We start from the raw sequence: 24,967 nt of genomic DNA, 5'->3' as shown, positions 1-24,967 counted from the left end.
TTTTAGCGAGACACCCATGCGCAACCATCTGCTCAGCCCGCAGGGCCAGTTTCCTGCAGCCGGCCTATTTCGCCGGCTCGCCGCAATCTTCTACGATTCGTTTCTTTCCATCGCACTGATGATGGTGGTCACGCTGCTCTACCAGCAGGGCGTGCTGCGCCTGATTTACGGCAGCGAAGGCCTGCAGGCATTGGCAGAAGCTGGCGGGCTGGACATCGATCCGATCCTGTCCACGCTGTTGCTGTTCAGCCTGTTCGGCTTTTTCGCCAAGTTCTGGACCCACAATGGCCAGACGCTTGGCATGCAGGTCTGGGGCGTGCGCATCCAGAACGCCGACGGCAGCGCCATCGACCTGTGGCAGGCGCTGCTGCGCTTTCTGATTGCAATCATGTCCTTGCTGGCGCTGGGGCTGGGCTATTGGTGGATGCTTTGGGACAAGCAGCACCGCACCTGGCATGACATCTATTCGGAAAGCCAGGTCGTTCAGCTACCGAAGAATATTCATAAGAAATAGCTTCAGGCTCGGCACTGCTCGCCGCCTAGTCGAGCGCTCTTGCATTAGCCCGCCCGCCGCAACAACCAAACGCCCGCTAGCGCACAGATGCCTGCGGGCACCGCCACCGCCAGCAGCGGCGAGAAGCCGAACACCTGGCTCGCCGGACCTAGCAGGTCTTGCAGAATGCGGAACACGAAGCCGACGATCACACCGGTGAAGATGCGCTGTCCGAGGGTCACCGAGCGCAACGGCCCGAAGATGAACGAGATGGCCAGCAGCACCAGCGCCACCGTCACCACCGGTTGCAGCACCTTGGTCCAGAACGCCAACCAGTAGCGCCCGTTATTCAACCCTTGGTCGCCGAGGTAATGGATATAGCGCCACAACCCGGTGACGGACAAGGCATCAGGCTCCATGACCACCGTACCGACCAACTGCGGCGTCAAGAGCACGTCCCAACGCTCCTCGGCGACCTTGACCACTTCGGTATGATCACCGCGGAAATGCGTGGTAGCGACGCCGCTGAGCTGCCAGTGATCGCCTTCGTAGCGCGCCCGGCGGGCAAAACTTGCCGAGAGAAGCTGCCGCTGCTCATCGAAGCGGTAGCGCGTGACACCCAGCAGCAGACCGCTTGGCTGCACCGCATTGATGTGTACGAATTCGTCGCCCTGACGATGCCAGAGGCCGCGCTTGCTGCTTTGCGCCTCACCTGCCCCCTGCGCCGCCGCCCGGTTGGCCTGAGCAATATTCTCGCTCCACGGCGCCAGATATTCGCCAATCAGAATACCTACTAGCATCAGCAGCAGCATCGGCTTCATCACGGCAACCACGATACGCCCGAGCGATACGCCAGCGGCACGCATGATGGTCAGCTCGCTGCTGCTGGCAAGCGTGCCGAGGCCGATGAGACAACCGATCAGTGCCGCCATCGGCAGCATTTCGTAGATTCGCGACGGCGTTGTGAGCAGGACGTAAACAGCGGCATTCAACGTGCCGTAACTCCCCTTTACGTCCCCCAGCTCGTCGATGAAAGCGAACAGCAACGCCAGCCCGACGATGATCCCGAGCACAGTGAGAATCGCCAGCAATACATGGCTGCCGATATAGCGATCGAGCTTACGCATGAGCGACCCCCGACCTGCTCCGACGTTTGCTGATGGCGAGCCTCAGCGGTTCCCAGTAAAGCATCAACATTCCTATCGCAAAGAAGATTGCATGCACCCACCAGAGCCCCAATGCAGCGGGGATCCGCCCCTTATCAAGGGAACCACGCGCAGCGATCAGCAGCGCCAGGTAGGTCATGTACAGAAGAATCGCAGGCAACAGCTTGAGGAAGCGCCCCTGACGCGGATTGACCTTCGACAGCGGCACCGCAAGCAGGGTCACGATGAAGACCAGTAACGGCAGCGACAGGCGCCATTGCAGTTCGGACTGCAAGCGAATGTCGTCACTGCCGAACAGCTCACTGGTAGGCATCGCCTCGCGCTCGCTCAGTTCGACACTGACCTCAGGCTTGGGTAACAGTACGCCGTAGGTGTCGTACTGGATCGCGCGGTAATTGGCCTGCCCCGGATTGCCGTCGTAGCGGTAACCGTTTTCCAGAATCAGGTAGCGGCTTCCATCGGGCTGAATCTCCTGCCGACCGCTTTCGGCCACCAGCACGGATAGACCACGCTTCTCTCCGGTCGCCTCGGACAAGTTGGTTTCGGAGATAAATACGCCTGCCAGCTCCGTGCGGTCGTCGGTCAGCTCACGGGTATAAGTCACCCGAGTTCCGTCGCGCAGGGTTTGGAAGCGTCCGGGCACCAGCGTATCGAACTCGGTCAGCGAGTCTTGCTCATTGAGGATTCGATCGACTTCGGCAACACCTTGCGGCGCCAGGCCGAGGCTCAGCCAGCCAACCAGCGCAGCGATCAGCGCGGCCGGCGCCAGGCTGTATACCAGCAGGCGTCGCTGGCTCATGCCGGTGGCCGAGAGGACGGTCATCTCGCTATCGAGGTAGAGCCGGCCGTAGGCAAGCAGAATGCCGAGAAACAGACCCAGCGGTAGAATCAGCTGCAGGAATCCGGGCAGACGGAAGCCCATGATCATCAGAAGCACGCCCGGATCGAGAAGCCCCTGCGCAGCCTGCGCCAGGTATTTGATGAAGCGTCCACTCATAATGATCACTAACAGCACGGCGCTGACGGCGCTCAAGGTGACCAGAAGCTCACGGGACAGGTAACGAAAGACGATCAAACCGGACACTCCAGGGTTGTCAGGCTCCGGCGGCTACGCTCAAACTAGCCGCCAATAGCCGGTCCGCCCGCAACAGGACGTTGAATTCACGCAGCACTCTCAACGCCCCGGTGGACGAACCACCGGAAAATAGGCCCGGCATTATCCTGCAAACCCGACTCTTTGTCTTGGGGACTCGACGCCATGGAATTCGTTGTAAAAACAACCAAAGCCGCTGCGGCCAAAACAGCCACCCTGGTTCTGCCAGTTGCCGAGGGGCAACTGCTCGGGGCTACTGCGCAGAGCGTGGACCAGGCCAGCGGCGGAGCCATCAGCACCGTACTCAAGCGCGGCGACCTGCAAGGCAAGCCGGGCCAGACCCTTTTGCTGCACAGCGTGCCGGGCCTCAAGGCTGAGCGCGTGCTGCTGGTTGGCATCGGCAAGGAGGACGAACTCGACGCTCGTCAGTGGCGCAAAGCCGCCGGCGCCGCATTCGGCGTTCTCAAGGGCCTCGGTGGCAACGACGCGACCTTCGCCCTGCAAGACATTCAAGTGAAGGATCGCGACCTCTACGCGCGCACTCGCATGCTGGTCGAAGTGCTGGCTGATGGTCAGTACCGGTTCGATCAATTCAAGAGTAAGAAGAGCGACGCATCGGCGCTCGACAAGATCACTCTGCTCGTCGACAAGGCAAACCAGACTCAGGCCGAGCAAGCCGCACACCACGCCACCGCAATCGCCGCCGGAATGAGCTTCGCCCGCGACCTGGGCAACCTGCCGCCGAACATATGCCACCCCAGCTATATGGCCGAACAGGCCAGGCAGCTCGGCAAGGCATTCAAGGGGCTTAAAGTCGAGGTGCTGGATGAGAACAAGCTGCGCGAACTCGGCGCCGGCGCCTTCCTCGCCGTCTCCCAGGGCAGCGACCAGCCAGGCTGCATCGTGGTCATGCAGTACAACGGTGGCAAGAAAGGCGAGCAGCCTTACGCGCTCGTCGGCAAAGGCATCACCTTTGACACAGGCGGCATCAGCCTCAAGCCCGGCCTGGGCATGGACGAAATGAAATACGACATGTGCGGCGCGGCCAGCGTGCTCGGCACCTTCCGCGCGGCATTGGAACTGCAGTTGCCTATCAACTTGGTCGGCCTGCTGGCATGCGCGGAGAACATGCCCAGCGGCAAGGCCACGCGCCCGGGCGACATCGTCACCACCATGAGCGGCCAGACGGTCGAGATCCTCAACACCGATGCCGAAGGCCGTCTGGTCCTTTGCGACACCCTGACGTATGCCGAGCGCTTCAAGCCGCGCGCCGTGATCGACGTCGCCACGCTGACCGGCGCCTGCATCGTTGCCCTGGGCAGCAACACCTCGGGCCTGCTGGGCAATGACGATGCGCTGCTGCAGCAGGTGCTGGGCGCCGGCCAGAAAGCCGATGACCGCGCCTGGCAACTGCCCCTGTTCGACGAATACCAGGAGCAACTGGACAGCCCCTTCGCTGACATCGCCAACATCGGCGGACCCAAGGCCGGCACGATCACCGCCGCGTGCTTCCTCTCGCGCTTCACCAAGGCCTATCCCTGGGCTCATCTGGACGTCGCCGGCACCGCCTGGATCAGTGGCGGCAAGGAAAAAGGCGCCAGCGGCCGTCCTGTGCCCCTGCTGACCCAGTACCTGCTGGATCGAGCCGAGCAGGCATGAGACAGGCGAGCGGGAACCGGACATGACACGGGTCGAGTTCTATGTGTTGCCCGATAGCGAACCGGCAGGCCGAGCCAAAGCGGCCTGCCTGCTGGCGAGCAAGGGCTGGCAGCACGGGATGCCGGTGTTCATTCGCTGCGACGACAGCCAACAGTGCGGTCAGCTGGACGAGCTGCTGTGGAGCTTTCGCGCCGAACGCTTCATACCGCACGAACTGCACGACGACGATCCGCATGCGCCGGTGGTGATCGGCACGGAGCAACCACCCGCCACTGCGCAAGGTCTGCTGATCAATCTGGCGCCAACGCTATCGCCACATACCGATCAGTTCAGCCGCGTGATCGAGCTCGTCAACCAACAACCGGAGCTACTAAACCTTTGCCGGGACAATTTCCGCCTCTATCGGCAACGTGGGTATGAACCGAAGCGAGTCGAACTGTAGCGCCAGTGCCGCTGGGTTCGGCGAACTCATCGCCTTATCGACGAGTCAACAACGATAGGCATCGGGCTCATCCCGTTTAACGAGCGCCACGACCACCTGGACGCTTAATCTCCGGAAACCACCGTACATGACGCAAACGCCAAAACCCACCCATCTACTCGACGACCTGGAGTCCATCCGTGCGCTGCTAGGAGATCAGGACCCGCCCGTGTTGAGCGAGACGCTGGATCCGGACAGCATCCCTGTGCTCTCGGAAATCGTCCAACCCGCACCTTCCGCAACAAGCCAGCCAGAGCCGGAGCCCCGCGAACCCGCCGTCCGTACGGCTTTTCGTACCTTGGCCGAGCGCCATCTCGATCTCGAATTGCGCACCGCCGCGCAATTGATCCTGCAAGAAGTGATCGACGACTTCGTTCCGCAGATCGAAGCCGAGCTGCGGCATCGACTGGAAGCCCGAGCCGAGCAACTGATCAAGACCCATCGCACCTGAGCTGCCGATACGGCAACTCAGCCGCTTTTCGATAACACCCTTCCAACCCAGTCCAGACCAGCTGTCGCCTCGATCGCGGCGCGATAAAAGCGCCATTGCGGTTCTGCCGCTCGCGTACTTACCTTTATACTCTCCGGTTTTTCCGACCAGCCGTTCTAAGGGTCCCGCCGAATGGACAAGACCTACCAGCCGCACGCCATCGAGACTTCCTGGTACCAGACCTGGGAATCGAACAACTATTTCGCACCCCAGGGTTCGGGCGAGCCCTACACCATCATGATCCCGCCGCCGAACGTTACCGGCAGCCTGCACATGGGTCATGGCTTCAACAACGCCATCATGGACGCGCTGATCCGCTTCCGCCGCATGCAGGGCCGCAACACCCTGTGGCAACCGGGCACCGACCACGCGGGCATCGCCACGCAGATGGTAGTCGAGCGCCAGCTGGGCGCCCAAGGCGTCAATCGCCACGATCTGGGCCGTGCCAAGTTTCTCGAGAAGGTCTGGGAGTGGAAGCACGAGTCTGGTGGCAACATCACCCGGCAGATTCGCCGCCTGGGCTCCTCGGTGGACTGGTCGCGCGAGCGCTTCACCATGGACGAGGGCCTGTCCGAAGCGGTCAAGGAAGCCTTCGTGCACCTGCACGAGGACGGCCTGATCTATCGCGGCAAGCGCCTGGTCAACTGGGACACCAAGCTGCACACCGCTATTTCCGACCTGGAAGTGGAAAACCACGACGAGAAGGGCCATCTCTGGCATCTGCGCTATCCGCTGGCTGACGGTGCGCGCACCGCCGATGGCAAGGATTATTTGGTGGTCGCCACCACCCGCCCGGAAACCATGCTCGGTGACGCCGCCGTCGCCGTGCATCCCGAGGACGAGCGCTACAAGGACCTGATCGGTCGCCACATCATGCTGCCGCTGGTCAATCGCCTGATTCCCATCGTCGCCGACGATTACGTCGACCTCGAGTTCGGTACCGGCTGCGTGAAGATCACTCCGGCGCACGACTTCAACGACTATGAAGTTGGCAAGCGCCACAGGCTGCCGTTGATCAATATCTTCGATCAGAACGCAGCGATCCTAGCCCGCGCCCAGGTGTTCCATATCGACGGCACGCTGAACGACAAGGTCGACCCGAGCCTGCCCGACGGCTATGCGCGCATGGATCGCTTCGACGCGCGCAAGGCCATCGTCGCCGAATTCGAGGCCATGAGCCTGTTGGAGAAGATCGACGACCACGCACTGAAAGTCCCGCGTGGCGATCGCTCCGGCACCATCATCGAGCCCTGGCTGACCGACCAGTGGTACGTCTCCACCAAGCCGCTGGCCGAGAAAGCCATCGCTGCGGTGGAAAGTGGCGAGATCCAGTTCGTGCCCAAGCAGTACGAGAACATGTACTTCAGCTGGATGCGCGACATCCAGGATTGGTGCATCAGCCGCCAGCTGTGGTGGGGCCACCGCATTCCGGCCTGGTACGACGAAGCCGGCCACGTCTACGTCGGCCGCGACGAGATGGAAGTACGCCGCAAGCACAACCTCGGCAACGAAGTTGAGCTGCGTCAGGACGAGGACGTGCTGGACACCTGGTTCAGCTCCGGCCTGTGGACTTTCTCCACCCTCGGCTGGCCCGAGCAGACCGACTTCCTCAAGACCTTCCACCCCACCGACGTGCTGGTCACCGGCTTCGACATCATCTTCTTCTGGGTCGCCCGAATGATCATGCTCTCGACCCACCTGACCGGGCAGATCCCGTTCAAGACCGTCTACGTCCACGGTCTGGTGCGCGATGGCCAAGGCCAGAAGATGTCCAAATCCAAGGGCAACGTGCTCGACCCACTGGACATTGTCGACGGCATCACCCTGGACGAACTGCTGCAAAAACGCACCAGCGGCATGATGCAACCCAAGCTCGCCGAGAAGATCGCCAAACAGACCCGCGCTGAATTCCCCGAAGGCATCGCCAGCTACGGTACCGACGCGCTGCGCTTCACTTTCTGCTCGCTGGCCTCCACCGGTCGCGATGTGAAGTTCGACATGGGCCGCGTCGAGGGCTACCGCAACTTCTGCAACAAGCTGTGGAACGCTGCCAACTTCGTCTTCGAGAACACCGAAGGCAAGGACACGGGAATCAATGGTGAGCCCGTTGAACTGTCCTCCGTGGATCGCTGGATCATCTCCGCGCTGCAACGCACCGAAGCCGAAGTGACCCGCCAGTTGGAAAATTTCCGCTTCGACCTGGCCGCGCAAGCCCTCTACGAATTCGTTTGGGACGAGTACTGCGCCTGGTATCTGGAACTGGTCAAGCCAGTGCTCTGGGACGAAACCGCAAGCGCCGAACGCCAGCGCGGCACCCGCCGCACCCTGGTGCGCGTACTGGAAACCGCGCTGCGCCTGGCGCATCCGTTCATGCCCTTCATCACCGAGGAAATCTGGCAGCGCATCGCGCCGCTGGCGGGCAAGACCGGTCCGACCCTGATGCTGCAACCCTGGCCGGAATACAACCCCGAGCGCCTCGACGAGGCAGCAGAGGGCGATATCGAGTGGGTCAAGGCGTTCATGCTGGGCATTCGCCAGATCCGTGGCGAGATGAATATCTCCATGGCCAAGCGCATCGACGTGGTGCTAGGCAATGCCTCGGAAACGGACCTGCGCCGCCTCGGTGAGAACGAGCCGCTGTTGAAGAAGCTGGCCAAGCTCGAAAGCGTCCGTGTGCTTAGCGAAGGCGAAGAGGCACCGCTGTCCGCCACCGCCCTGGTCGGCGACCTGCAGGTACTGGTGCCCATGGCTGGCCTGATCGACAAGGACGCCGAACTGGCGCGCCTGGACAAGGAAATCGGCCGCCTCGACGGCGAAGTCAAGCGCGTCGGCGGCAAGCTCTCCAACGCCGGCTTCGTCGACAAGGCGCCGGCCGAGGTGATCGACAAGGAACGCGCCAAACTGGCCGAAGCCGAACAGGCAAAAGCCCGACTGGTGGAACAGCGCGAGCGCATCGCCGGGCTGTGATGGATAGCTGATCGCAGCGGCTCGCCGTTGCGATCAATAGCAGAACGGAGTGCGCTGGCACCTGCTGGCGCTCTTCGTCTTGAGCGCCACGGTCATTTCCAGCCTTACCGTAAACCGAACGCCAGCCTGTTTGAATCGCGCTTGATCAGTGACAAGTTATAACCGGCACCGCCGGTACAATATGACTCACAACAAAATCCCGAATAACAACTGGCAGGCCGAGCCAACGCAGAAGCTCTACGACATGAACTAAGCCCGCAGCACAGCGAGCCCGACCGGGCAGCCGTACGCGACCGTCACACGCAGGTAGCTACCTTTCCGTATACGGTTTTCTAACTTACTTCACTCGCTAAAGCCCATCGCCATTTTGAGCCTGCCAACGACCGAGCCATTCGGCATTCCGAACCGCCGGTCCGGTTTCTCAAGATGGAGCCCCTCCGATGTATGCACTCATGGCTGTTGTGTTTGTTCTGGGCTATCTCTGTATAGCCTTCGAACACCCACTCAAGATCGACAAAGCCGCCGCCGCGCTGCTCACCGCAGTGCTGACCTGGACCGTACTGATATTAGGTGCGGACAGCATTCTGCCGCTGCTGCAACCAGGCAGTCATGATCCAGGCGACTCATCGGCCGTAGTGGTCGAATCGTTGCGCCACCACCTCGGCGAGATATCTGAAATCCTGTTCTTTCTGCTTGGCGCGATGACCATCGTCGAGCTGATCGACTCCCACGAGGGCTTCAAGGCCATCACCGACCGCATTCAGACACGCAAGCGCGTTCATCTGCTATGGATCATCGGCTTCCTGACCTTCTTCCTGTCAGCCGCGCTGGACAACCTGACCACTACGATCGTTATGGTTTCGCTGCTACGCAAACTGATCCGCGGGCGTCCGGAACGCTGGCTGTACGTGGGCATCGTGGTGATCGCCGCCAACGCCGGTGGTGCCTGGTCGCCGATTGGCGACGTGACCACTACCATGCTCTGGATCGGTGGCCAGATCACCGCCTCCGGCGTTATCACTGGCCTGTTCCTGCCGAGCCTGGTCTGCCTGTTGGTGCCATTGATCATCCTCAGCTTCCGCTTGCGTGGCGAGGCGCCGCGGCCACGCGTGCGGGCGCACCTTGCCGAACACAGCTCATCGGCTACCACTCCGTTCGAGCGCAACCTGGTTCTGGCGCTCGGTCTCGGGGCCCTGCTGTTCGTGCCGATCTTTAAAACCGTGACACACCTGCCGCCTTACATGGGCATCCTCTTCGGCCTCGGAGTGCTTTGGATCACCACTGAATTCATCCACCGCCATAAGAATGACGAGGACAAACATCCGCTTTCGGTCGTCGGCGTGCTGCGCAAGGTCGATACCCCCAGCGTGCTGTTCTTTCTCGGCATCCTGCTGGCCGTCGCGGCACTGGCCACTGCCGGTCACCTGACGCAGGTCGCTACGGCGCTACGCGAGACGATGGGCCACATCTATCCCATCAACTACGCCATCGGCCTGCTATCGGCTGTAGTCGACAACGTGCCGCTGGTTGCCGGTTCGATGAAAATGTACCCGCTGGTGAGCCCGGCTATGCTTGCCGAAGCCGCGGCTGACGAAACCGTATGGCTCTCGCAATTTGTCGTCGATGGCAATTTCTGGGAAATGCTCGCCTACTGCGCCGGCACCGGCGGTAGCACGCTGATCATCGGCTCGGCGGCGGGCGTTGCAGCAATGGGCATGGAGAAGATCAGCTTCACTTGGTATATCAAGCGGGTCAGCCTGCTAGCTTTCCTCGGCTACACAGCCGGCGCGGTCACTTACATCGGCATGCTCGCGCTGCGTTAATCGATACGCCTCGTTCTGTGCCGTTGAAGCCTCGCATAGGCTCAACGGCACAGAACCACTGTCATGGAACCGTGATGACTGTCAGCAAAACCAGAAGCAGTTTCTACCGTCGACTCTACGTCGCCTGGCTGATCGACAGCGGTGCAGCCACCAGCGTGCCCGCGCTGGTCGCCGCGACCGGGATGCCAAGGCGCACAGCCCAAGACACCCTGACCGCACTGGCCGATCTCGATATCGACTGCCGCTTCGCCCAGGAGGACGGCGAACGGCATAACGCCGGTCAATACCGCATCCACGACTGGGGCGCGATCGACCGCCATTGGATCGAGCGCAACCTACCCCAGCTCAAATCCGTTCTCGGCTACCCCTGACCTCCGTTCAGCATGAACGTCGATCTGTTGCTGGTCTTGGCATTGCTGGCCACCTGCGTCGGGTTGTTCATCCTCAACCGGCCGCGGATGGATGTCGTCGCGCTGCTGGCCATGGTCGCCCTTCCGCTGACTGGGGTCCTTAGCGTTGCCGAATCACTGGCCGGTTTCAGCGATCCCAGCGTCGTACTGATCGCCGCGCTTTTCGTGATCGGCAACGGCCTGGTGCGTACCGGCATCGCTTATCGCATGGGCGAGTGGTTGATGCGCTCGGCCGGCAGCAGCGAGACACGCCTGCTGGTACTGCTGATGCTTGCCGTTGCCGGACTGGGCTCGGTGATGAGCTCGACCGGCGTGGTCGCCATCTTCATTCCGGTGGTGCTGAGCATCGCCGCAAAGATGAATGTATCGCCGCGCCGCCTGATGATGCCGCTGGCGTTCGCCGGCTTGATGAGCGGCATGCTCACACTGGTCGCCACACCGCCGAACATGGTGGTACACAGCGAGCTACGACGCGCCGGCCTGGACGGCTTCGCCTTCTTCAGTTTTGCGCCCATCGGGCTGACCATCCTGCTGCTAGGCATCGCCTACATGCTGCTGGCGCGGCGCTGGCTTGGGCAGTCGAGCGATCAGGACAGCACCGCAGAACCCCGCGACACGCTCGCGGTTCTGGCTCAACGGTACCGGCTACCCGAACGCGAACGCCGTCTGCGCGTACTGCCCGCATCACCGCTGGCCAACCAAGCGCTCGACGAGCTGCGGCTTCGTACTCAATACGGCATCAATGTCATCGGCATCGAGCGCCAGCAGCGTTTCCGCCGTCTGTTATTGATCGCCACCGGCAATACGCAATTGCTTGCGGGAGACGTATTGCTGGTCGACCTGGCGAGCCCGGCGATCGGACTGCTTGGCGCGTACGACGAACTGGGGCTCGAGCCGCTGCAGCTCGACACTTCCTACTATGGCGATCACTCCCGCGAGCTGGGCCTGGCGGAGGTGGCGCTACCACCGGATTCGCGTTTGCCCGGCAAGACCATTCAGGAGCTGGGCTTCCGCTCCAACCACAAGCTCAACGTAGTCGGTCTGCGGCGCAACCACGAGGCGCTGCAAGGCTTGCTGGTCGATGAAAAACTCAAACCCGCCGACACCCTGCTGGTAGCCGGCGGCTGGAAACACATACATCGCCTGCAAGGCATGCGCCGTGACTTCCTGGTCTTGAGCCTGCCCGCCGAGATTGATGACGTAGCGCCCGCCGCCAATCAGGCGCCCTTCGCGTTGTTCGGGCTGGCCGTGATGGTGGTGCTGATGGTCAGCGGCGTGGTCCCTAACGTGCTCGCCGCGCTGATCGGCTGCCTGATCATGGGGCTGTTCCGCTGCATCGACATGGACAGTGCCTACAGAGCCATCCACTGGCAAAGCCTGGTGCTGATCGTCGGCATGCTGCCGTTCGCCCTGGCGCTGGAAAAGACCGGCGGGATAGCACTGGCGGTATCGGCGCTGATCGGCCTGTTTGGCGACTCCGGCCCGCAGGCGTTGCTGGCCTGCCTGTTTCTGCTCACGGCCATCATCGGCCTGTTCATCTCCAACACCGCAACCGCGGTATTGATGGCGCCGGTGGCGATTTCCACAGCCGAGCAAATTGGCGCATCGCCCTATCCCTTCGCCATGATCATCGCGCTGGCCGCCTCAGCCGCGTTCATGACGCCGATTTCTTCGCCCGTGAATACCTTGGTGATTGGGCCAGGCAACTATCGTTTCGCGGATTTCGTGCGCATCGGTGTGCCCTTCACCTTGTTGGTCATGCTGACATCGGTGTTAATGGTGCCGCTGCTCTTCCCTCTTTGAAATTTCTATCAGCCATCCGTAGCGTGGTCGCCTGACCATTGCTGCCGTTAAGCTGATGCCCTCCACGCTCGCCTGGTCCGAACCAATGACCCAACGCCCCGCCCTGTTCCCTGTCCTGCTGGCCGGAGCCACGCTGCTGCTCGTCGTTCACGGGCTCGGTCGTTTCGTCTATACGCCGTTACTGCCCTGGCTAGTGGAAGACGGGCAGTTAACCGTGCAACAAGGCGCGAGCATCGCCAGTTGGAACTACCTCGGCTACCTGATCGGCGCGCTGCTGGCGTTGCGCTGGCATCGGGTCTCGCAGATCCGCCGAAGCCTGCCTTGGGCGCTGATAGTGCACGTGTTGACCACCCTGGCACAGACCCAGGCCGAGTCTGCGGAGTCGCTTTCGGCGCTGCGTCTGCTCAATGGCATCAGCAACGGGTTGGTGTTCGTTCAGGCCCCTTCGCTGGTTCTGGAATGGCTTGCGCGGCATCGGCGCGTGTCATCCAGCGGTCTGGTTTACCTGGGCGTTTGCGTTGGGCTGATCCTCTCCAGCCTCCTGGTGAGCCTGAGCAACGGCGTGCTGGCAGGCGCCGATCGTTGGTGGCCGGCGGCGTTGCTTTCAATCCCGCTGGCTTGGTGGGGCTGGCGCCAACTGGCGCGGCTGGACATACCCGAGGACACAACGACGGAAGATGCCGAGCATATCCGCAGCGGACGGCTGCTGGATCGCGCCAGCACACCGCTGTTTCTGGCCTATGCCGGCGCTGGCATGGGCTACATCCTGCCGATGACCTTTCTGCCGATGGTAGCGCGGCTGCAGGTGGAGCCCGGTGATTTCCTGATCGAAAGCAGTTGGCTGGTAGTGGCGCTCGCGACGCTTCCCTCGCCTTGGCTGTGGAATCGGTTGGGCGCCCTGCTTGGCGATGTCCGGGCACTGCGTTTGAGCTATGTCACTCAACTGATCGGCGTGCTGGCTGCCCTGTTGCTGCCGGGTGCGCCGGGCATCCTGCTCTGCGCCGTGCTGGTCGGCAGTACCTTCCTCGGCACGGTGCTGCTGACCCAGCGGCTGGCGCGCACGCTGCATCCGCATCAGGGGCCGCGCCTGTCAGCCGCGCTGATCGCCTTTTACGGCCTGACGCAACTCGCCGCTCCCTGGCTGACCAGCGTCTGGATGGGCATGGGCGGCAGCCTGCACAGCGCCTTTTGGCTTGGCGCCGGCGCGCTGCTATGGGGGCTGATCTGGATGCTGCTGGTCCCACGCCGCGCTTGAAAGCTGTGGGACAATGCCGACTTCATCGTTACAGCAGCCGAACATGAACGTCCCAAAAGCCAATAGCCAATCACGCGCCGCCAAGCCGGCCAGCGGCACGGCCACGCTGCATCCGCGCAATCGCCACACCGGGCGCTACGATTTCCCTGCGCTGATTGCCGCCAGTCCGGAGCTGGCCGAGTACGTGATTCTCAACCCATACGGCAAGGAGAGCATCGACTTCGCCAACCCGGATGCGGTGCGCGTGTTCAACCGGGCATTGCTCAAGCAGTTCTACGGTATCGCCCACTGGGATATTCCAGCGGGCTACCTGTGCCCGCCGATTCCCGGGCGAGCCGACTACCTGCATGGCCTGGCCGATCTTCTGGCCACCCAGAACGCCGGTGAAATCCCCCGCGGCGCCAGGATCCACGCACTGGACATCGGCACCGGCGCCAGCTGCATCTATCCGCTGATCGGTCTACGCGAATACGGCTGGCGCTTCACCGGCTCGGATATCGACGCGATAGCCCTGGCTTCGGCGCGCACCATCGTCGCGGCGAACGGGCTCGGCAAGAACATCACGTTGCGCCAACAGACGGACTCGCGACACATCTTCGAAAAGATCGTGCAGCCTGACGACCGATTCGACATCACGCTCTGCAACCCGCCTTTCCATGCCTCCCAGGCCGAAGCCAACAGCGGCAGCCAGCGCAAATGGCGCAACCTCGGCAAGCTCGACCCGAAACGCAAGCTTCCGGCACTGAACTTCGGCGGCCAGGCGGCGGAACTCTGGTGTGAAGGTGGGGAAGCGGCATTCATTGCTCGATTGGCGGACGAAAGCCGTGGCGTGGCGGAGCAGGTCTGCTGGTTCAGTACGCTGGTATCCAAGGCGGGCAATGTGCAACCGCTGCTGGCACGGCTGAAAAAACTCGGCGCCCATCAGATACAGGTCTCGGACATGTCTCAAGGGCAGAAGCGCAGCCGCTTTGTCGCCTGGACCTTCCTGAACGAAGCGCAGCAGAACGAGTGGCGCTCGACACGTTGGAAGCGCCAGCCAGGCTGAGTCAATTCAGCGAACGACGAAAGTACTTGGGCGCATCCTCATAACCCAGTCGTGCATAGAAACGGTGAGCCGCGTCGCGTCGAACATCGCAATGAAGTTCCATGCGATCACAACCGCGACCTCGGGCACGCAGCTCAGCAGCCTGCACCAGCAGCTCACCGATCCCCCGGCTGCGTGCCGTCGAGTCGACGCAGAGATAGCTGATCCGGCAGAAATCGCCCTCAAGGGCTAACTGCGCGATGAAGTGCAGGGAGATGAAGCCGAGCAGTTGGCCATCATCCCCCTCGGCCACGAGCAGGCAGGCATCGTCATGATCGATTTGTTGCTGAAGACGACTGTCGATGAGCTCATCGCTTGCCGGGTAGCCAAGCTGGCCCAGCAGGCGAGCTATCGTTACAGCGTCGTCGCGGCGCGCCTTGCGCACGCAAGGCATGGCTCAGACCGCCACGTCCCACAGCTGCTTGTTTTTCAAGACCATGGTCTGAATGTAACGCGGCTCGCCATTGATCTCTTCCAGCTCAGTCATGCCAGCGAGCTCGCCGACTACGCGGTAGCGCTTGCCGACGCGCTTGTCCTGCAAAGGATAGAGTTGGGCGATCTGTTGGGCGAGTTCGGTAAGAGTGGACATGTTCGGTAGCTCCAATAACTGCATGCCGCAGCTTTTTACAGGGCTTTGGTTACGGTTCTGCGACAGCTTTCAATCGTCTCGCTTGTTGGAGCCATCTACTGCGAATTGATTCCGTAACACCCGTAAAAACTACCAGAACGCTCGATCAGCAAATGCCAACGCCCAGTTGCAGCAGGGCCAGCCCGCCCTGCTGCCAGCCCCACCAAGCCATGGCCAGAAGCAGCGCCAGAACAACGCTGCCTGCCCACAACAAGCCCCTGCGCATTACGCAACGCCCCCGGCCAGACGCACCCGCTCGACCGGTTGTTCGCGAATTGGCCAGTTCAGCGCGGCGGCCATCAGACTGAGAGCGATGGATATTTGCCAGACCAGGTCATAGCTGCCGGTCTGGTCGTAAACCCACCCGCCCAGCCAGCCGCCGAAGAATGAGCCGATCTGATGAAACAGAAAGACGATGCCGCCAAGCATCGACAGGTTCCGCACACCGAACAGCGTCGCCACCGTTCCGTTGGTCAGCGGCACCGTGGACAGCCATAGCAGGCCCATCGCGATGCCGAAGGCATAGGCTGTCCAGAGCGTCAGCGGGGCGAAAAAGAACGCGCTGATTACAACAGCCCGAAGCAGATAGAGCGCCGTCAGCAATTTGGGTTTCGAGTAACAGCCGCCCAACCAACCGGCGGTATAAGTACCCACCACATTGAACAGCCCGACCAGCGCCAGCACCGTGGTGCCCGCCATCGCCGGCAGTTGCTGATCCACCAGATACGCCGGCAGATGCACGCCAATGAATACCACCTGGAAACCGCAGACGAAGAAGCCCAGCGCTAACAGGCGGAAGCCGGAGTGACTGACCGCCTCACGCAGCGCCTCGACCAGCGACTGCTGCGGGCCGGTCACGGGTGCCGGCGGTCCGCTGCGCAACATCAACGCCAGCGGCATGATCAGCGCGACCAGTAGCCCCAGCGCCAGCAACGCCGACGACCAACCCAGCCAGCCAATCAGACCGAGCGTGCCGGGAAGCATCGCGAACTGACCGAAAGAGCCCGCGGCACTGGCGATGCCCATGGCCATGCTGCGCTTCTCAGCTGGCACGGCGCGACCGACCGCGCCCAGAATCACCGAAAACGAGGTACCGGACAGTCCTAACCCGATCAGCAGGCCGGCGCTCAGCGACAGTGACATCGGCGAATCCGCGCCGGCCATCAAGAGAAGGCCGACCGCGTACAACACTCCGCCCAGCAATACCGCTCGGGCAACGCCAAAGCGATCCGCCAGCGCGCCAGTGATCGGCTGCGCCAACCCCCAGATCAGATTCTGCAAAGCAATGGCGAAGGCGAAGACCTCACGTCCCCAGCCGAACTCCGCGCTCATCGGCGGCAGGAACAGGCCGAAGCCGTGCCGCACGCCCAGGGAAACGGCCAGGATCAGGGAACCACCCAGCAGGATCCAGGTACTGTTGCGCCATATCGCATTCATCGCCGACACACTTAGTAAAACAAGGGGAAGCCATCTTACCCTCATCCCCCCTTTTAACCGCATCCACTTTTTTGCCCTGCGACGAGCACGGTTGCTCGGGTAAACTGCCGCCTGTCCGCCTCACCCGTCCGCGAGTAACCCATGCCGATTCGCCACTGCATCGTTCATCTGATTGAGAAAAAGCCCGACGGCACGCCTGCCGTGCTTCACGCCCGCGATTCGGAGCTTGGCGAGTCACAGGCCATCGAGAATCTGCTGGCCGATCTCAACGAAAGCTACAACGCCAAGCAGGGCAAGGCCTGGGGCTATTTCCACGAAGAGTCGGGGGCCTACCCTTTCAGTGGCTGGCTGGGTCAGTACATGGAAGACAACCAGGATTTCACCTCCTTCAGCCGCCAAGCCGTCGAGCATTTGCAGAAGTTGATGGAGGAATCCAATCTCTCCACCGGTGGCCATGTGCTGTTCGCTCATTACCAGCAGGGCATGACCGATTACTTGGCCATCGCCCTGCTCCACCACAGCAACGGCGTGACCGTCACCGACTCGCTGGACGTCGCGCCAGCCAAACACTTGGACCTCGGCCAATTGCACCTGGCCACCCGGATCAATCTGTCCGAATGGAAAAATAACCGGCAGTCGAAACAGTACATTTCCTTCATCAAGGGCAAGAACGGCAAGAAGGTCTCGGAGTATTTTCGCGACTTCATCGGCTGCCAGGAAGGCGTCGACGGGCCCGGCGAAACCCGTACGTTGCTCAAAGCGTTCAGCGACTACGTCGAAAGTGAAGACCTGCCGGAAGAAAAGGCCCGCGAGAAAACCAGTGCGCTGGTCGGTTACGCCAGCAGCCAGGCGAAGATCGGCGAACCCATGTCGCTGGAAGAGCTGTCCGGCGTGATCGACGAGGAGCACCCACGAGCCTTCTACGAGCACATCCGCAACAAGGATTACGGCCTTTCGCCGGAGATCCCGGCGGACAAGCGCACCCTTAACCAGTTTCAGCGCTTCACCGGCCGCGCCGAAGGGCTGTCGATCAGCTTCGAATCGCACCTGCTGGGCTCGAAGATCGAATATGACGAAGCCCGCAACATTCTGATCATCCGCCAACTCCCGACACAGCTGACCGATCAGCTCAAGCGCCGCAAGGATTGATCACCGGCTGGCCCGACGCAGCTAACGACAGCGTCTTCGCCTTAGCGGCCGTAGCGCTGCGCTGAAGGTATCGGACGTTCATCAACTCAGCGCATATTCGATCCGGGCGGCTTGCTCCGCCCGGCTGAGGTCGCCCGCTGGTCATGAGCGGAACGAATCCGACTGTCGCTGAATGAAATTCCCGTTTGTCAGTCACATGGGCTGCTCGATTGGAGCCGCAACTTTGTACGACCCGCTCTGGTAAGGATTCGCAATGGATTGGTTTCACCTGATTATTCTGTCCCTGGTGCAAGGCATCACCGAATTTCTCCCGATTTCCTCGTCCGCTCACTTGATCCTACCGTCCCAGGTGCTCGGCTGGCCGGACCAGGGCCAGGCGTTCGACGTCGCGGTGCATGTCGGCACGCTGCTAGCCGTATTGATCTGTTTCCGTCACGAAGTGATTGCTACCAGCCGCGGCTGGCTGGCTCACGTATTCAGACGGCAGGTCAGCGCTGAGAGCCGTCTGGGCTGGGCAATCATCATTGGTACCCTGCCAGCGGCAGTCATCGGGCTATTGCTGGAGGACTTCATCGAGCAGTACACCCGTTCGATGCTGTTGATTGCCGCCACCACTATCATCTTCGGTTTGCTGCTGTGGTACGCCGACATCAAGGGCCGGCGGGTCGCTGAAATCGATCACCTGACCTGGAAAAGCGCGCTGATTATCGGATTCGCCCAGGCGCTGGCGTTGATTCCAGGCACATCCCGCTCGGGCATTACCATGACCGCCGCCCTGCTGCTCGGTTTTACCCGGCAGACCGCCGCGCGCTTCTCCTTCCTGCTGTCGATACCGCTGATCCTTGCCGCGGGTGGGCTGAAAGCGGTCGAACTGGCCCAGTCCGGCGAAGCTGCGCAATGGAACGACATTTTCATCGGCGCGGCCCTGTCCTTCGTAGCCGCATTCCTCTGCATCAAGCTGTTCCTCAAGGCCCTGGATGCGCTGGGCATGCTGCCCTTCGTGATCTATCGCTTGCTGTTGGGCGTCGCGCTGCTGTTCATCGCGCTCTGACGCTCGGAACACGAAAGGCCCGCGGAACGGCGTTGCGCAGTTCGCGGGCCTGAGGCATCAACGGGCGTCGATGCGGTAGCCGATGCGCGGGAAATGCACATGGACCACGCCGGCGCGCTCATCTTCACGGCGCAGAATCAACTCCTCGACACCGACGAATACCAGCTCGCCAGCAACCGGATCCGTGCCGTAGTCCACCGCGGAAATGGTCACCGACTGGCCGGCCTGGAAGCCGTTAGGCTCGAAGAAGGCCTCGTCTGGCAACGCAGCCGGAGTGGAGCTGCGGGCAATGGATACGGCCTCTTCGGCAGACAGCTCGGAAAGCGAGCCATGACCGACAGCCAGTACCCTACCAAGCCAGGCGGCAACATCCGGATAATCGTCCACCAGTGGCGCAGTGACCGGCGTGCCCTTGAGAAACCACAGACAATGCGCAACTGCAATATCGGCCACGCAAGGCGCGCTGCCCAGCAAAAACCCGCCGCTTTCGCGCGACAACTGTTGCTGCAGACGCGCCATCAGCACCGGCCAGTGGCTCTTGGCCTGTTCTAGCGGAATGCGTGTCACGGAGCCGCTGCTGAACAGCTCGGCGCGATCCTTGCTGAAAATCTGCACGAACTCCTTGGGCACCTGAGCGAAGCGCAGCGCCATGGATTCGGGTTGGAATACCAGGCTCACCGCATGCAGGAACAGCACCGAATCCGCCCACTGCGCCAAGGTCGCCGCCACGAACTCCCGCCCTTCCGGAAACAGCGCCGGCGTGTTTTTCTCGGCGTCCAGGCGGCGGGCCATCAATGCGGTATCGCAATACACATCGGCGCCGATCTGCAGCACCGGCGTACGCCGGTAGCCACCGGTCAGCGCGGTGAGATCCGGCTTGGGCATCACCGGCGGAATCGTCACCGAGCGCCAGGAAAGTTGCTTGAAACCCAGCATCAGCCGCGCCTTTTCGGCAAACGGCGAGGTGGGATAGTGGTGCAGGATGATGTCGTGCATTGCAGGCTCCGCCAGTCTTGTAGGTAGACCGGCAGCTTACTCGCGACGGAGAAGGCAGCCTACCCGTTCAGCTGATTGCCGAGGCATTCACGGGTCACTGATACGATACGTGGCGACCAGCGCCTCCTTGGCCGGCTTTTTCAGCGATTTGATGGCACGCTCGCGGCGCAATGCGTCCCCCTTGCTCTCGCAGGCTTCGACATAAACCAGCGCCACCGCCGGGCTCGAATGAAAGAAGCGCGCCCCTCGCCCGCTCTGGTGCGCAGCAAAGCGGCGCTGCGCATCGTCACTGATTCCGCAATACAGCGAGCCGTTCGCTGCCCTTACCAGATAGACGAACCAGGGCTTTGAAGCAGCGGTGCTCATGCGACCAAATCTCGCGGCAAGATGGAATGTGGCATGCAGAAACGCGCCCGAAAATAAGCGTCGGATTGTCCCGGTCAGCCATCATCAGGGCAAGCTCGCACCGCCGCTCGGCGCGGAGCTGCGTCGAGATAGTGATGGCCTCCGACGCTTGATCGGACAGACCCACGGCATCCCGGTAAGTCATGCGCTAGCCGCTTCGCTTAGCAAAGTCCGTCGATCCTGTCGAGATATGGTGGCGGTTCGCCTTTGCGTATACTGCGCCGATGTTTGCCCAAACCGCGTTCCGCAAGCGCTGCACCGCCTGGTTGCTGGCGACCGGACTCTTCCTGATGCTCAGCAGCTGCGCTGAACCGCCCAGCGCACTCGAGCGTATTAAGGAGGAAGGTGTACTGCGCGTGATCACCCGCAACAGCCCCTCCACGTATTTTCAGGATCGCAATGGTGAGGCCGGCTTCGAATACGAACTGGTCAAACGCTTCGCCAGCCACTTGGGCGTCGAGCTTCAGCTTGAAACCGCCGACAGCATCGATGAGATTTTCACCCGTCTGAATCGTCCCGGCGGCCCTGACCTCGCCGCAGCCGGGCTAGTTGCCAGCGAAGGACGCCAGAACCTGGCGCGCTTCACCAACGCCTACCTGGACGTCACGACTCAGGTGGTCTATCGCAGAGGGCAACGCCGCCCGACGCAACCCGAAGACCTGATCGGCAAGCGCATCCTGGTACTCAAGGGCAGCAGCCAGGCGGAAAAACTCAAGGCGCTGCAGACCGAGTTGCCCGAACTGCGCTACGAGGAATCCGACGCGGTGGAAGTCGTCGATTTGCTGCGCATGGTGGATGAAGGCCAGGTCGATCTGACGCTGGTGGAGTCGAACGAACTAGCGCTCAACCAGGTGTATTTCACCAATGCTCGCGTTGCGTTCGATCTGGGCGAGCAGAACAGCCTGTCGTGGATCGTCGGCAAAGGCGAAGACGACAGCCTGCTCGTAGCGGCCAACCAATTTCTCGACCAGGCCAAGGAGAACGGCACGCTGCAGCGGCTGCGCGAACGTTATTACGGCCATGTCGACGTGCTCGGTTATGTCGGTGCCTATGCCTTCGCCAAACATCTCCAACAGCGCCTGCCGCGCTATGAAAAGCACTTCCGCGAAACGGCCAAGACGCATGGCGTCGACTGGCGTCTGCTCGCCGCGATTGGCTATCAGGAATCCCATTGGCAACCGGAAGCCACGTCGAAAACCGGCGTGCGCGGCCTGATGATGCTGACGCTCAATACCGCAAAAGCCATGGGCGTTACCAATCGCCTCGACCCGGTACAGAGCATTCAGGGCGGCGGCAAATACATCGCGCTGGTCCATGCCAATCTGCCTGACAGCATCAAGGAGCCGGACCGCACCTGGTTCGCCCTCGCCGCCTACAACGTCGGCGGCGGCCATCTGGAAGACGCTCGAAAGCTGGCCGAGGGCGAAGGGCTGGACCCGAACAAATGGCTGGACGTGAAGCAGATGCTGCCACGCCTATCTCAGAAACAGTGGTACACCAAGACGCGCTACGGTTATGCGCGCGGAGGCGAGCCCGTGCATTTCGTCGCCAACATCCGCCGCTATTACGACATCCTGACCTGGGTGACCCAGCCGCAGATGGAAGGCCAGCAACTGGTGCAGAACGAGATTCACATCCCCGGCATCAATGCCACCGAGTTCGGCGAGATTCTGCCGCCGCTGTAACCCGACTTAGGCTCGGCCGATCGGCGCGAAGCTGCCGGCGGTGTGATCGGCCAACACCTGCGCCGTCAGCTCGACCTCTAATCCCCGACGCCCGGCGCTGACGTAGATGCTTGGCTGCGTCTGAGCCGAACCGTCAATAAAGGTGCGCAACCGCTTCTTCTGACCCAGCGGGCTGATCCCTCCGATCAGATAACCCGTCGCACGTTGCGCAGCCATGGGATCAGCCATCTCGACCTTCTTCACTTTAGCCGCTTGCGCCAGCGCTTTCAGATCAAGCGTACCGGCGACCGGCACCACCGCGACCAGCAGTTCGTTCTTCTCGCTGCAGGCCAGCAGCGTCTTGAACACGCGTGCGGGTTCGAGGCCGAGCTTCTCGGCCGCTTCGAGCCCATAGGACGCGGACTTAGGATCGTGTTCATAGCTGTGAACACAGTATTCGGCTTTGGCCTTTTTCAGCATATCGATGGCGGGAGTCATGATGGCGAGCGAGTCGGATGGAAGCCGCTACCTTAGCCGAAAAACGCAACGGCCCGCACGTGCCGCGGAGACGGTCTTAGGCCGCCCTGCCCTGCTGGGCGGCGCGTAATTGCCGCGCCGCCGCGACCATATTCACCAACGCCGCCTCGGTTTCAGGCCAGCCGCGGGTCTTCAGGCCGCAATCAGGATTGACCCAGAGCCGCTCGACCGGAATCCGCTCACTGGCCTTCTGGAGCAACTGCACTATTTCCTGGGTATCCGGCACCCGTGGCGAGTGAATGTCATAGACGCCTGGACCGATGTCGTTGGGATAGTCGAAGGCGCGGAAGGCTTCGAGCAGTTCCATGTGCGAGCGCGAGGTCTCGATGGTGATGACGTCGGCATCCATCGCGGCGATCGACTCGATCACATCGTTGAATTCGCTGTAGCACATGTGCGTATGGATCTGCGTTTCATCGCGTACGCCGCTGGCGCACAGGCGGAAGGCCTCCACCGCCCAGTCCAGATACCCTTGCCACTGCGCACGGCGCAACGGCAGGCCCTCGCGAAACGCGGCCTCGTCGATCTGCACGATCCTGATACCCGCCGCCTCCAGGTCGCAGACTTCATCGCGAATCGCCAACGCAAGCTGCCTTGCCTGTTGTTCGCGACTGATATCGTCGCGAGTGAAGGACCACATCAACATCGTCACGGGGCCGGTCAACATGCCTTTCATGATCTTGCTGGTCTGCTGTTGCGCGTAGCGAATCCACTCCACCGTCATTGGCGCCGGACGGCTCAGATCGCCATAGATCACAGCCGGTTTGACGCAACGCGAGCCATAGCTTTGCACCCAGCCGAAACGGGTAAAGGCGTAGCCGTCGAGCTGCTCGGCAAAGTACTCGACCATGTCGTTACGCTCGGCCTCGCCATGCACCAGCACGTCCAGGCCCAGCTGCTCCTGCACCGCTACTGCATGACGAATTTCGGCCTGCATCGCCTCGGTATAGTCAGTCAGTGCCAATTTGCCCTGCTTGAACGCCTGACGCGCAAGACGGATGGCTGGCGTTTGCGGAAACGAGCCGATGGTAGTGGTCGGAAACGTCGGTAGATTCAGTCGTGCACGCTGCTTTTCGATCCGCTCGGCAAACGGCGCCGAGCGCTGGCTATCCTGTGGTTCGATTGCAGCCAGGCGCGCCTGCACCTCTGGCTTGTGAATACGCGGCGATAGTGCGCGGCTGGCCTGGACCGCGCGGCTATGTTGCAGCGCGGCCTGTACCTGAGCATCTTCAGGAGCGCTCACAGCACGTGACAGTACCGCCACTTCGGCGCACTTCTGCACCGCGAAGGCGAGCCAGCTTTTCAGTTCGGCGTCCAACTGATCCTCTCGCGCCAGATCGACCGGCGCGTGCAGCAGCGAGCAGGACGGCGCAACCCACAAGCGCTCGCCGAGCCGCTCGGTGGCGTGCTGCAACACACTCAGCGCCTTGTCCAGATCGCAGCGCCAAACGTTGCGCCCATTGACCAGCCCGAGGGAAAGAACCTTGTAGGCCGGCAGCCGATCGAGGATCACCGGGTACTGATCCGGTGCGCGCACCAGATCGATATGCAGACCGTCCACCGGCAGCGCAGCGGCTAGGCCCAGATTGTCTTCCAAACCACCAAAATAGGTGGCGACCAGCTTTTTCAGCGGAGCCCGCTGCAACAGGTTATAAGCGCGCTCGAACGCATTCTTCCAGTCCTGCGGCAGGTCCAGCACCAGAATCGGCTCGTCGATCTGCACCCACTCGGCGCCCTGCTCGGCCAGCCGATCGAGCACTTCGCCATACACCGGCAGTAGGCGCTCCAGCAGGTCCAGCTTGTCGAACGGCTCGCCCTTGGCCTTGCCCAACCAGAGATAGGTCAGCGGACCGATCAGCACCGGCTTGATCGCATGCCCCAGCGCTTTAGCTTCTTCGACTTCCTCGAACAACTGCGTCCAGGACAGGCTGAACTGTTGATCCGCCGTGAATTCAGGCACTAGGTAGTGGTAGTTGGTATCGAACCACTTGGTCATTTCCTGTGCCTGTCCCGCGCCGCAGCAAGATTTGGTGACGCCCCTTGCCATGGCGAACAGCGTATCCAGCGTCGGCGCGCCATCAGCCGGACGAAACCGCTCCGGCACCACGCCAAACATCAGCGAATGCGTCAGCACCTGGTCGTACCAGGCGAAATCGCCGACCGGTAACAACTCGATGCCGGCCTCCGCCTGCAGCCGCCAATGCGCGGCGCGCATCTCGCGACCCACTCGGCGCAGCTCGCCCTCATCCAGATCGCCTTTCCAATAGGCTTCAAGGGCCTTTTTCAGTTCGCGGTCCGCGCCGATGCGGGGAAAGCCCAGGGAATGCGCCACAGCCATAACAATCTCCAATTCGTCTCGTTTTTCGATGAGGAGAT

General features: G+C 61.7%; 22 protein-coding genes. 13 read left to right on the top strand and 9 right to left on the bottom strand.

What is annotated here, in order from left to right; genetic code table 11:
* Positions 1-16: 16 nt before the first annotated feature.
* Positions 17-514, top strand: a complete 498-nt coding sequence (locus V6943_RS08220) for an RDD family protein (RefSeq protein ID WP_131651183.1) — start codon at positions 17-19, stop codon at positions 512-514.
* A 44-nt stretch (positions 515-558) separates the two neighbouring features.
* Here V6943_RS08220 and lptG read toward each other — a convergent pair whose 3' ends face one another.
* On the bottom strand, positions 559-1,620 hold the full coding sequence (gene lptG, locus V6943_RS08215; RefSeq protein ID WP_340553177.1) for an LPS export ABC transporter permease LptG: 1,062 nt from the start codon (positions 1,618-1,620) through the stop codon (positions 559-561).
* Complete coding sequence (lptF, locus tag V6943_RS08210) at positions 1,613-2,734, bottom strand: LPS export ABC transporter permease LptF (protein WP_131651181.1); 1,122 nt, start codon at positions 2,732-2,734, stop codon at positions 1,613-1,615. Before lptF ends, lptG begins: the two co-directional genes overlap by 8 nt.
* Positions 2,735-2,917: 183 nt before the next feature.
* Here lptF and V6943_RS08205 point away from each other — a divergent pair, with 183 nt between their 5' ends.
* The 9 genes from V6943_RS08205 to rlmF all read left to right on the top strand — a co-directional run bounded on the left by V6943_RS08205 (position 2,918) and on the right by rlmF (position 14,685).
* Positions 2,918-4,411, top strand: coding sequence for a leucyl aminopeptidase (locus tag V6943_RS08205; protein WP_340553176.1), 1,494 nt, complete (start codon positions 2,918-2,920; stop codon positions 4,409-4,411).
* A gap of 22 nt (positions 4,412-4,433) precedes the next feature.
* A complete protein-coding gene (locus V6943_RS08200) occupies positions 4,434-4,853 on the top strand; it encodes a DNA polymerase III subunit chi (RefSeq protein ID WP_340553175.1) in 420 nt (139 codons plus the stop codon).
* Positions 4,854-4,980: 127 nt separating this feature from the next.
* Positions 4,981-5,343: a DNA polymerase III subunit chi gene (locus tag V6943_RS08195; RefSeq protein ID WP_181101742.1), complete on the top strand. Its 363-nt coding sequence runs from the start codon at positions 4,981-4,983 to the stop codon at positions 5,341-5,343.
* A 171-nt stretch (positions 5,344-5,514) separates the two neighbouring features.
* Positions 5,515-8,349: a valine--tRNA ligase gene (locus V6943_RS08190; RefSeq protein WP_340553174.1), complete on the top strand. Its 2,835-nt coding sequence runs from the start codon at positions 5,515-5,517 to the stop codon at positions 8,347-8,349.
* Positions 8,350-8,789: 440 nt separating this feature from the next.
* Positions 8,790-10,172, top strand: coding sequence for a sodium:proton antiporter NhaD (gene nhaD / locus V6943_RS08185; RefSeq protein WP_131651176.1), 1,383 nt, complete (start codon positions 8,790-8,792; stop codon positions 10,170-10,172).
* A 74-nt stretch (positions 10,173-10,246) separates the two neighbouring features.
* Positions 10,247-10,543, top strand: a complete 297-nt coding sequence (locus tag V6943_RS08180; RefSeq protein WP_131651175.1) for a winged helix-turn-helix domain-containing protein — start codon at positions 10,247-10,249, stop codon at positions 10,541-10,543.
* Positions 10,544-10,555: 12 nt separating this feature from the next.
* Complete coding sequence (locus V6943_RS08175; RefSeq protein ID WP_340553173.1) at positions 10,556-12,385, top strand: SLC13 family permease; 1,830 nt, start codon at positions 10,556-10,558, stop codon at positions 12,383-12,385.
* 85 nt (positions 12,386-12,470) lie between these two features.
* Positions 12,471-13,640, top strand: coding sequence for a YbfB/YjiJ family MFS transporter (locus V6943_RS08170; RefSeq protein WP_340553172.1), 1,170 nt, complete (start codon positions 12,471-12,473; stop codon positions 13,638-13,640).
* A 43-nt stretch (positions 13,641-13,683) separates the two neighbouring features.
* Positions 13,684-14,685: a 23S rRNA (adenine(1618)-N(6))-methyltransferase RlmF gene (gene rlmF, locus V6943_RS08165; protein ID WP_340553171.1), complete on the top strand. Its 1,002-nt coding sequence runs from the start codon at positions 13,684-13,686 to the stop codon at positions 14,683-14,685.
* Between the two features lies 1 nt (position 14,686).
* Here the strand turns inward: rlmF and V6943_RS08160 are convergent, their stop codons facing one another.
* From V6943_RS08160 to V6943_RS08150, 3 genes are all read right to left on the bottom strand, one after another.
* Positions 14,687-15,118, bottom strand: coding sequence for a GNAT family N-acetyltransferase (locus V6943_RS08160; protein ID WP_131651171.1), 432 nt, complete (start codon positions 15,116-15,118; stop codon positions 14,687-14,689).
* A 3-nt stretch (positions 15,119-15,121) separates the two neighbouring features.
* On the bottom strand, positions 15,122-15,313 hold the full coding sequence (locus tag V6943_RS08155) for a hypothetical protein (protein WP_131651170.1): 192 nt from the start codon (positions 15,311-15,313) through the stop codon (positions 15,122-15,124).
* 264 nt (positions 15,314-15,577) lie between these two features.
* Positions 15,578-16,789, bottom strand: coding sequence for an MFS transporter (locus tag V6943_RS08150; RefSeq protein WP_131651169.1), 1,212 nt, complete (start codon positions 16,787-16,789; stop codon positions 15,578-15,580).
* Positions 16,790-16,930: 141 nt separating this feature from the next.
* On the opposite strand from V6943_RS08150, the gene yejK reads away from it, so the two are divergent.
* Both yejK and V6943_RS08140 read left to right on the top strand, forming a co-directional pair.
* Entirely contained in the window at positions 16,931-17,938 is a 1,008-nt protein-coding gene (gene yejK / locus V6943_RS08145) for a nucleoid-associated protein YejK (RefSeq protein WP_340553170.1), read from the top strand.
* A 253-nt stretch (positions 17,939-18,191) separates the two neighbouring features.
* The gene (locus tag V6943_RS08140; protein ID WP_131651167.1) at positions 18,192-18,989 is read left to right on the top strand and encodes an undecaprenyl-diphosphate phosphatase; all 798 of its coding nucleotides are present in this window, start codon (positions 18,192-18,194) and stop codon (positions 18,987-18,989) included.
* 57 nt (positions 18,990-19,046) lie between these two features.
* On the opposite strand, the gene V6943_RS08135 is transcribed toward V6943_RS08140, so the two are convergent.
* Positions 19,047-19,985 carry a glutathione S-transferase family protein gene (locus tag V6943_RS08135; protein ID WP_340553169.1) on the bottom strand — a complete coding sequence of 313 codons (939 nt, stop codon included), beginning with the start codon at positions 19,983-19,985 and terminating at the stop codon, positions 19,047-19,049.
* An 87-nt stretch (positions 19,986-20,072) separates the two neighbouring features.
* Complete coding sequence (locus tag V6943_RS08130; protein ID WP_340553168.1) at positions 20,073-20,351, bottom strand: GIY-YIG nuclease family protein; 279 nt, start codon at positions 20,349-20,351, stop codon at positions 20,073-20,075.
* Between the two features lie 263 nt (positions 20,352-20,614).
* Between V6943_RS08130 and mltF the strand changes: the two genes are divergently transcribed.
* On the top strand, positions 20,615-22,075 hold the full coding sequence (gene mltF / locus V6943_RS08125; protein WP_131651164.1) for a membrane-bound lytic murein transglycosylase MltF: 1,461 nt from the start codon (positions 20,615-20,617) through the stop codon (positions 22,073-22,075).
* Between the two features lie 6 nt (positions 22,076-22,081).
* On the opposite strand, the gene ybaK is transcribed toward mltF, so the two are convergent.
* Both ybaK and metE read right to left on the bottom strand, forming a co-directional pair.
* Positions 22,082-22,552, bottom strand: a complete 471-nt coding sequence (gene ybaK / locus V6943_RS08120; protein WP_181101764.1) for a Cys-tRNA(Pro) deacylase — start codon at positions 22,550-22,552, stop codon at positions 22,082-22,084.
* A gap of 76 nt (positions 22,553-22,628) precedes the next feature.
* A complete protein-coding gene (metE, locus tag V6943_RS08115; protein ID WP_340553167.1) occupies positions 22,629-24,929 on the bottom strand; it encodes a 5-methyltetrahydropteroyltriglutamate--homocysteine S-methyltransferase in 2,301 nt (766 codons plus the stop codon).
* Between the last annotated feature and the right edge of the window lie 38 nt (positions 24,930-24,967).

The organism is Pseudomonas sp. CBC3, from assembly GCF_037967085.1.
Lineage (GTDB): Bacteria > Pseudomonadota > Gammaproteobacteria > Pseudomonadales > Pseudomonadaceae > Stutzerimonas.
Note: the sequence above shows the minus strand (reverse complement) of the source record. Positions and strands in the feature narration are given on the sequence as shown.

Excerpts from the sequence above, each read along its gene's own strand:
- V6943_RS08150 (WP_131651169.1), bottom strand. The coding sequence starts at position 16,789 with ATGAATGCGATATGGCGCAACAGTACCTGGATCCTGCTGGGTGGTTCC.
- V6943_RS08130 (WP_340553168.1), bottom strand. The coding sequence starts at position 20,351 with ATGAGCACCGCTGCTTCAAAGCCCTGGTTCGTCTATCTGGTAAGGGCA.
- rlmF (WP_340553171.1), top strand. The coding sequence starts at position 13,684 with ATGAACGTCCCAAAAGCCAATAGCCAATCACGCGCCGCCAAGCCGGCC.
- V6943_RS08170 (WP_340553172.1), top strand. The coding sequence starts at position 12,471 with ATGACCCAACGCCCCGCCCTGTTCCCTGTCCTGCTGGCCGGAGCCACG.
- metE (WP_340553167.1), bottom strand. The coding sequence starts at position 24,929 with ATGGCTGTGGCGCATTCCCTGGGCTTTCCCCGCATCGGCGCGGACCGC.
- V6943_RS08155 (WP_131651170.1), bottom strand. The coding sequence starts at position 15,313 with ATGTCCACTCTTACCGAACTCGCCCAACAGATCGCCCAACTCTATCCT.
- V6943_RS08140 (WP_131651167.1), top strand. The coding sequence starts at position 18,192 with ATGGATTGGTTTCACCTGATTATTCTGTCCCTGGTGCAAGGCATCACC.
- lptG (WP_340553177.1), bottom strand. The coding sequence starts at position 1,620 with ATGCGTAAGCTCGATCGCTATATCGGCAGCCATGTATTGCTGGCGATT.
- V6943_RS08220 (WP_131651183.1), top strand. The coding sequence starts at position 17 with ATGCGCAACCATCTGCTCAGCCCGCAGGGCCAGTTTCCTGCAGCCGGC.
- V6943_RS08205 (WP_340553176.1), top strand. The coding sequence starts at position 2,918 with ATGGAATTCGTTGTAAAAACAACCAAAGCCGCTGCGGCCAAAACAGCC.
- yejK (WP_340553170.1), top strand. The coding sequence starts at position 16,931 with ATGCCGATTCGCCACTGCATCGTTCATCTGATTGAGAAAAAGCCCGAC.
- V6943_RS08135 (WP_340553169.1), bottom strand. The coding sequence starts at position 19,985 with ATGCACGACATCATCCTGCACCACTATCCCACCTCGCCGTTTGCCGAA.
- V6943_RS08160 (WP_131651171.1), bottom strand. The coding sequence starts at position 15,118 with ATGCCTTGCGTGCGCAAGGCGCGCCGCGACGACGCTGTAACGATAGCT.
- V6943_RS08190 (WP_340553174.1), top strand. The coding sequence starts at position 5,515 with ATGGACAAGACCTACCAGCCGCACGCCATCGAGACTTCCTGGTACCAG.
- nhaD (WP_131651176.1), top strand. The coding sequence starts at position 8,790 with ATGTATGCACTCATGGCTGTTGTGTTTGTTCTGGGCTATCTCTGTATA.
- ybaK (WP_181101764.1), bottom strand. The coding sequence starts at position 22,552 with ATGACTCCCGCCATCGATATGCTGAAAAAGGCCAAAGCCGAATACTGT.
- V6943_RS08180 (WP_131651175.1), top strand. The coding sequence starts at position 10,247 with ATGACTGTCAGCAAAACCAGAAGCAGTTTCTACCGTCGACTCTACGTC.
- mltF (WP_131651164.1), top strand. The coding sequence starts at position 20,615 with ATGTTTGCCCAAACCGCGTTCCGCAAGCGCTGCACCGCCTGGTTGCTG.
- V6943_RS08195 (WP_181101742.1), top strand. The coding sequence starts at position 4,981 with ATGACGCAAACGCCAAAACCCACCCATCTACTCGACGACCTGGAGTCC.
- V6943_RS08200 (WP_340553175.1), top strand. The coding sequence starts at position 4,434 with ATGACACGGGTCGAGTTCTATGTGTTGCCCGATAGCGAACCGGCAGGC.
- V6943_RS08175 (WP_340553173.1), top strand. The coding sequence starts at position 10,556 with ATGAACGTCGATCTGTTGCTGGTCTTGGCATTGCTGGCCACCTGCGTC.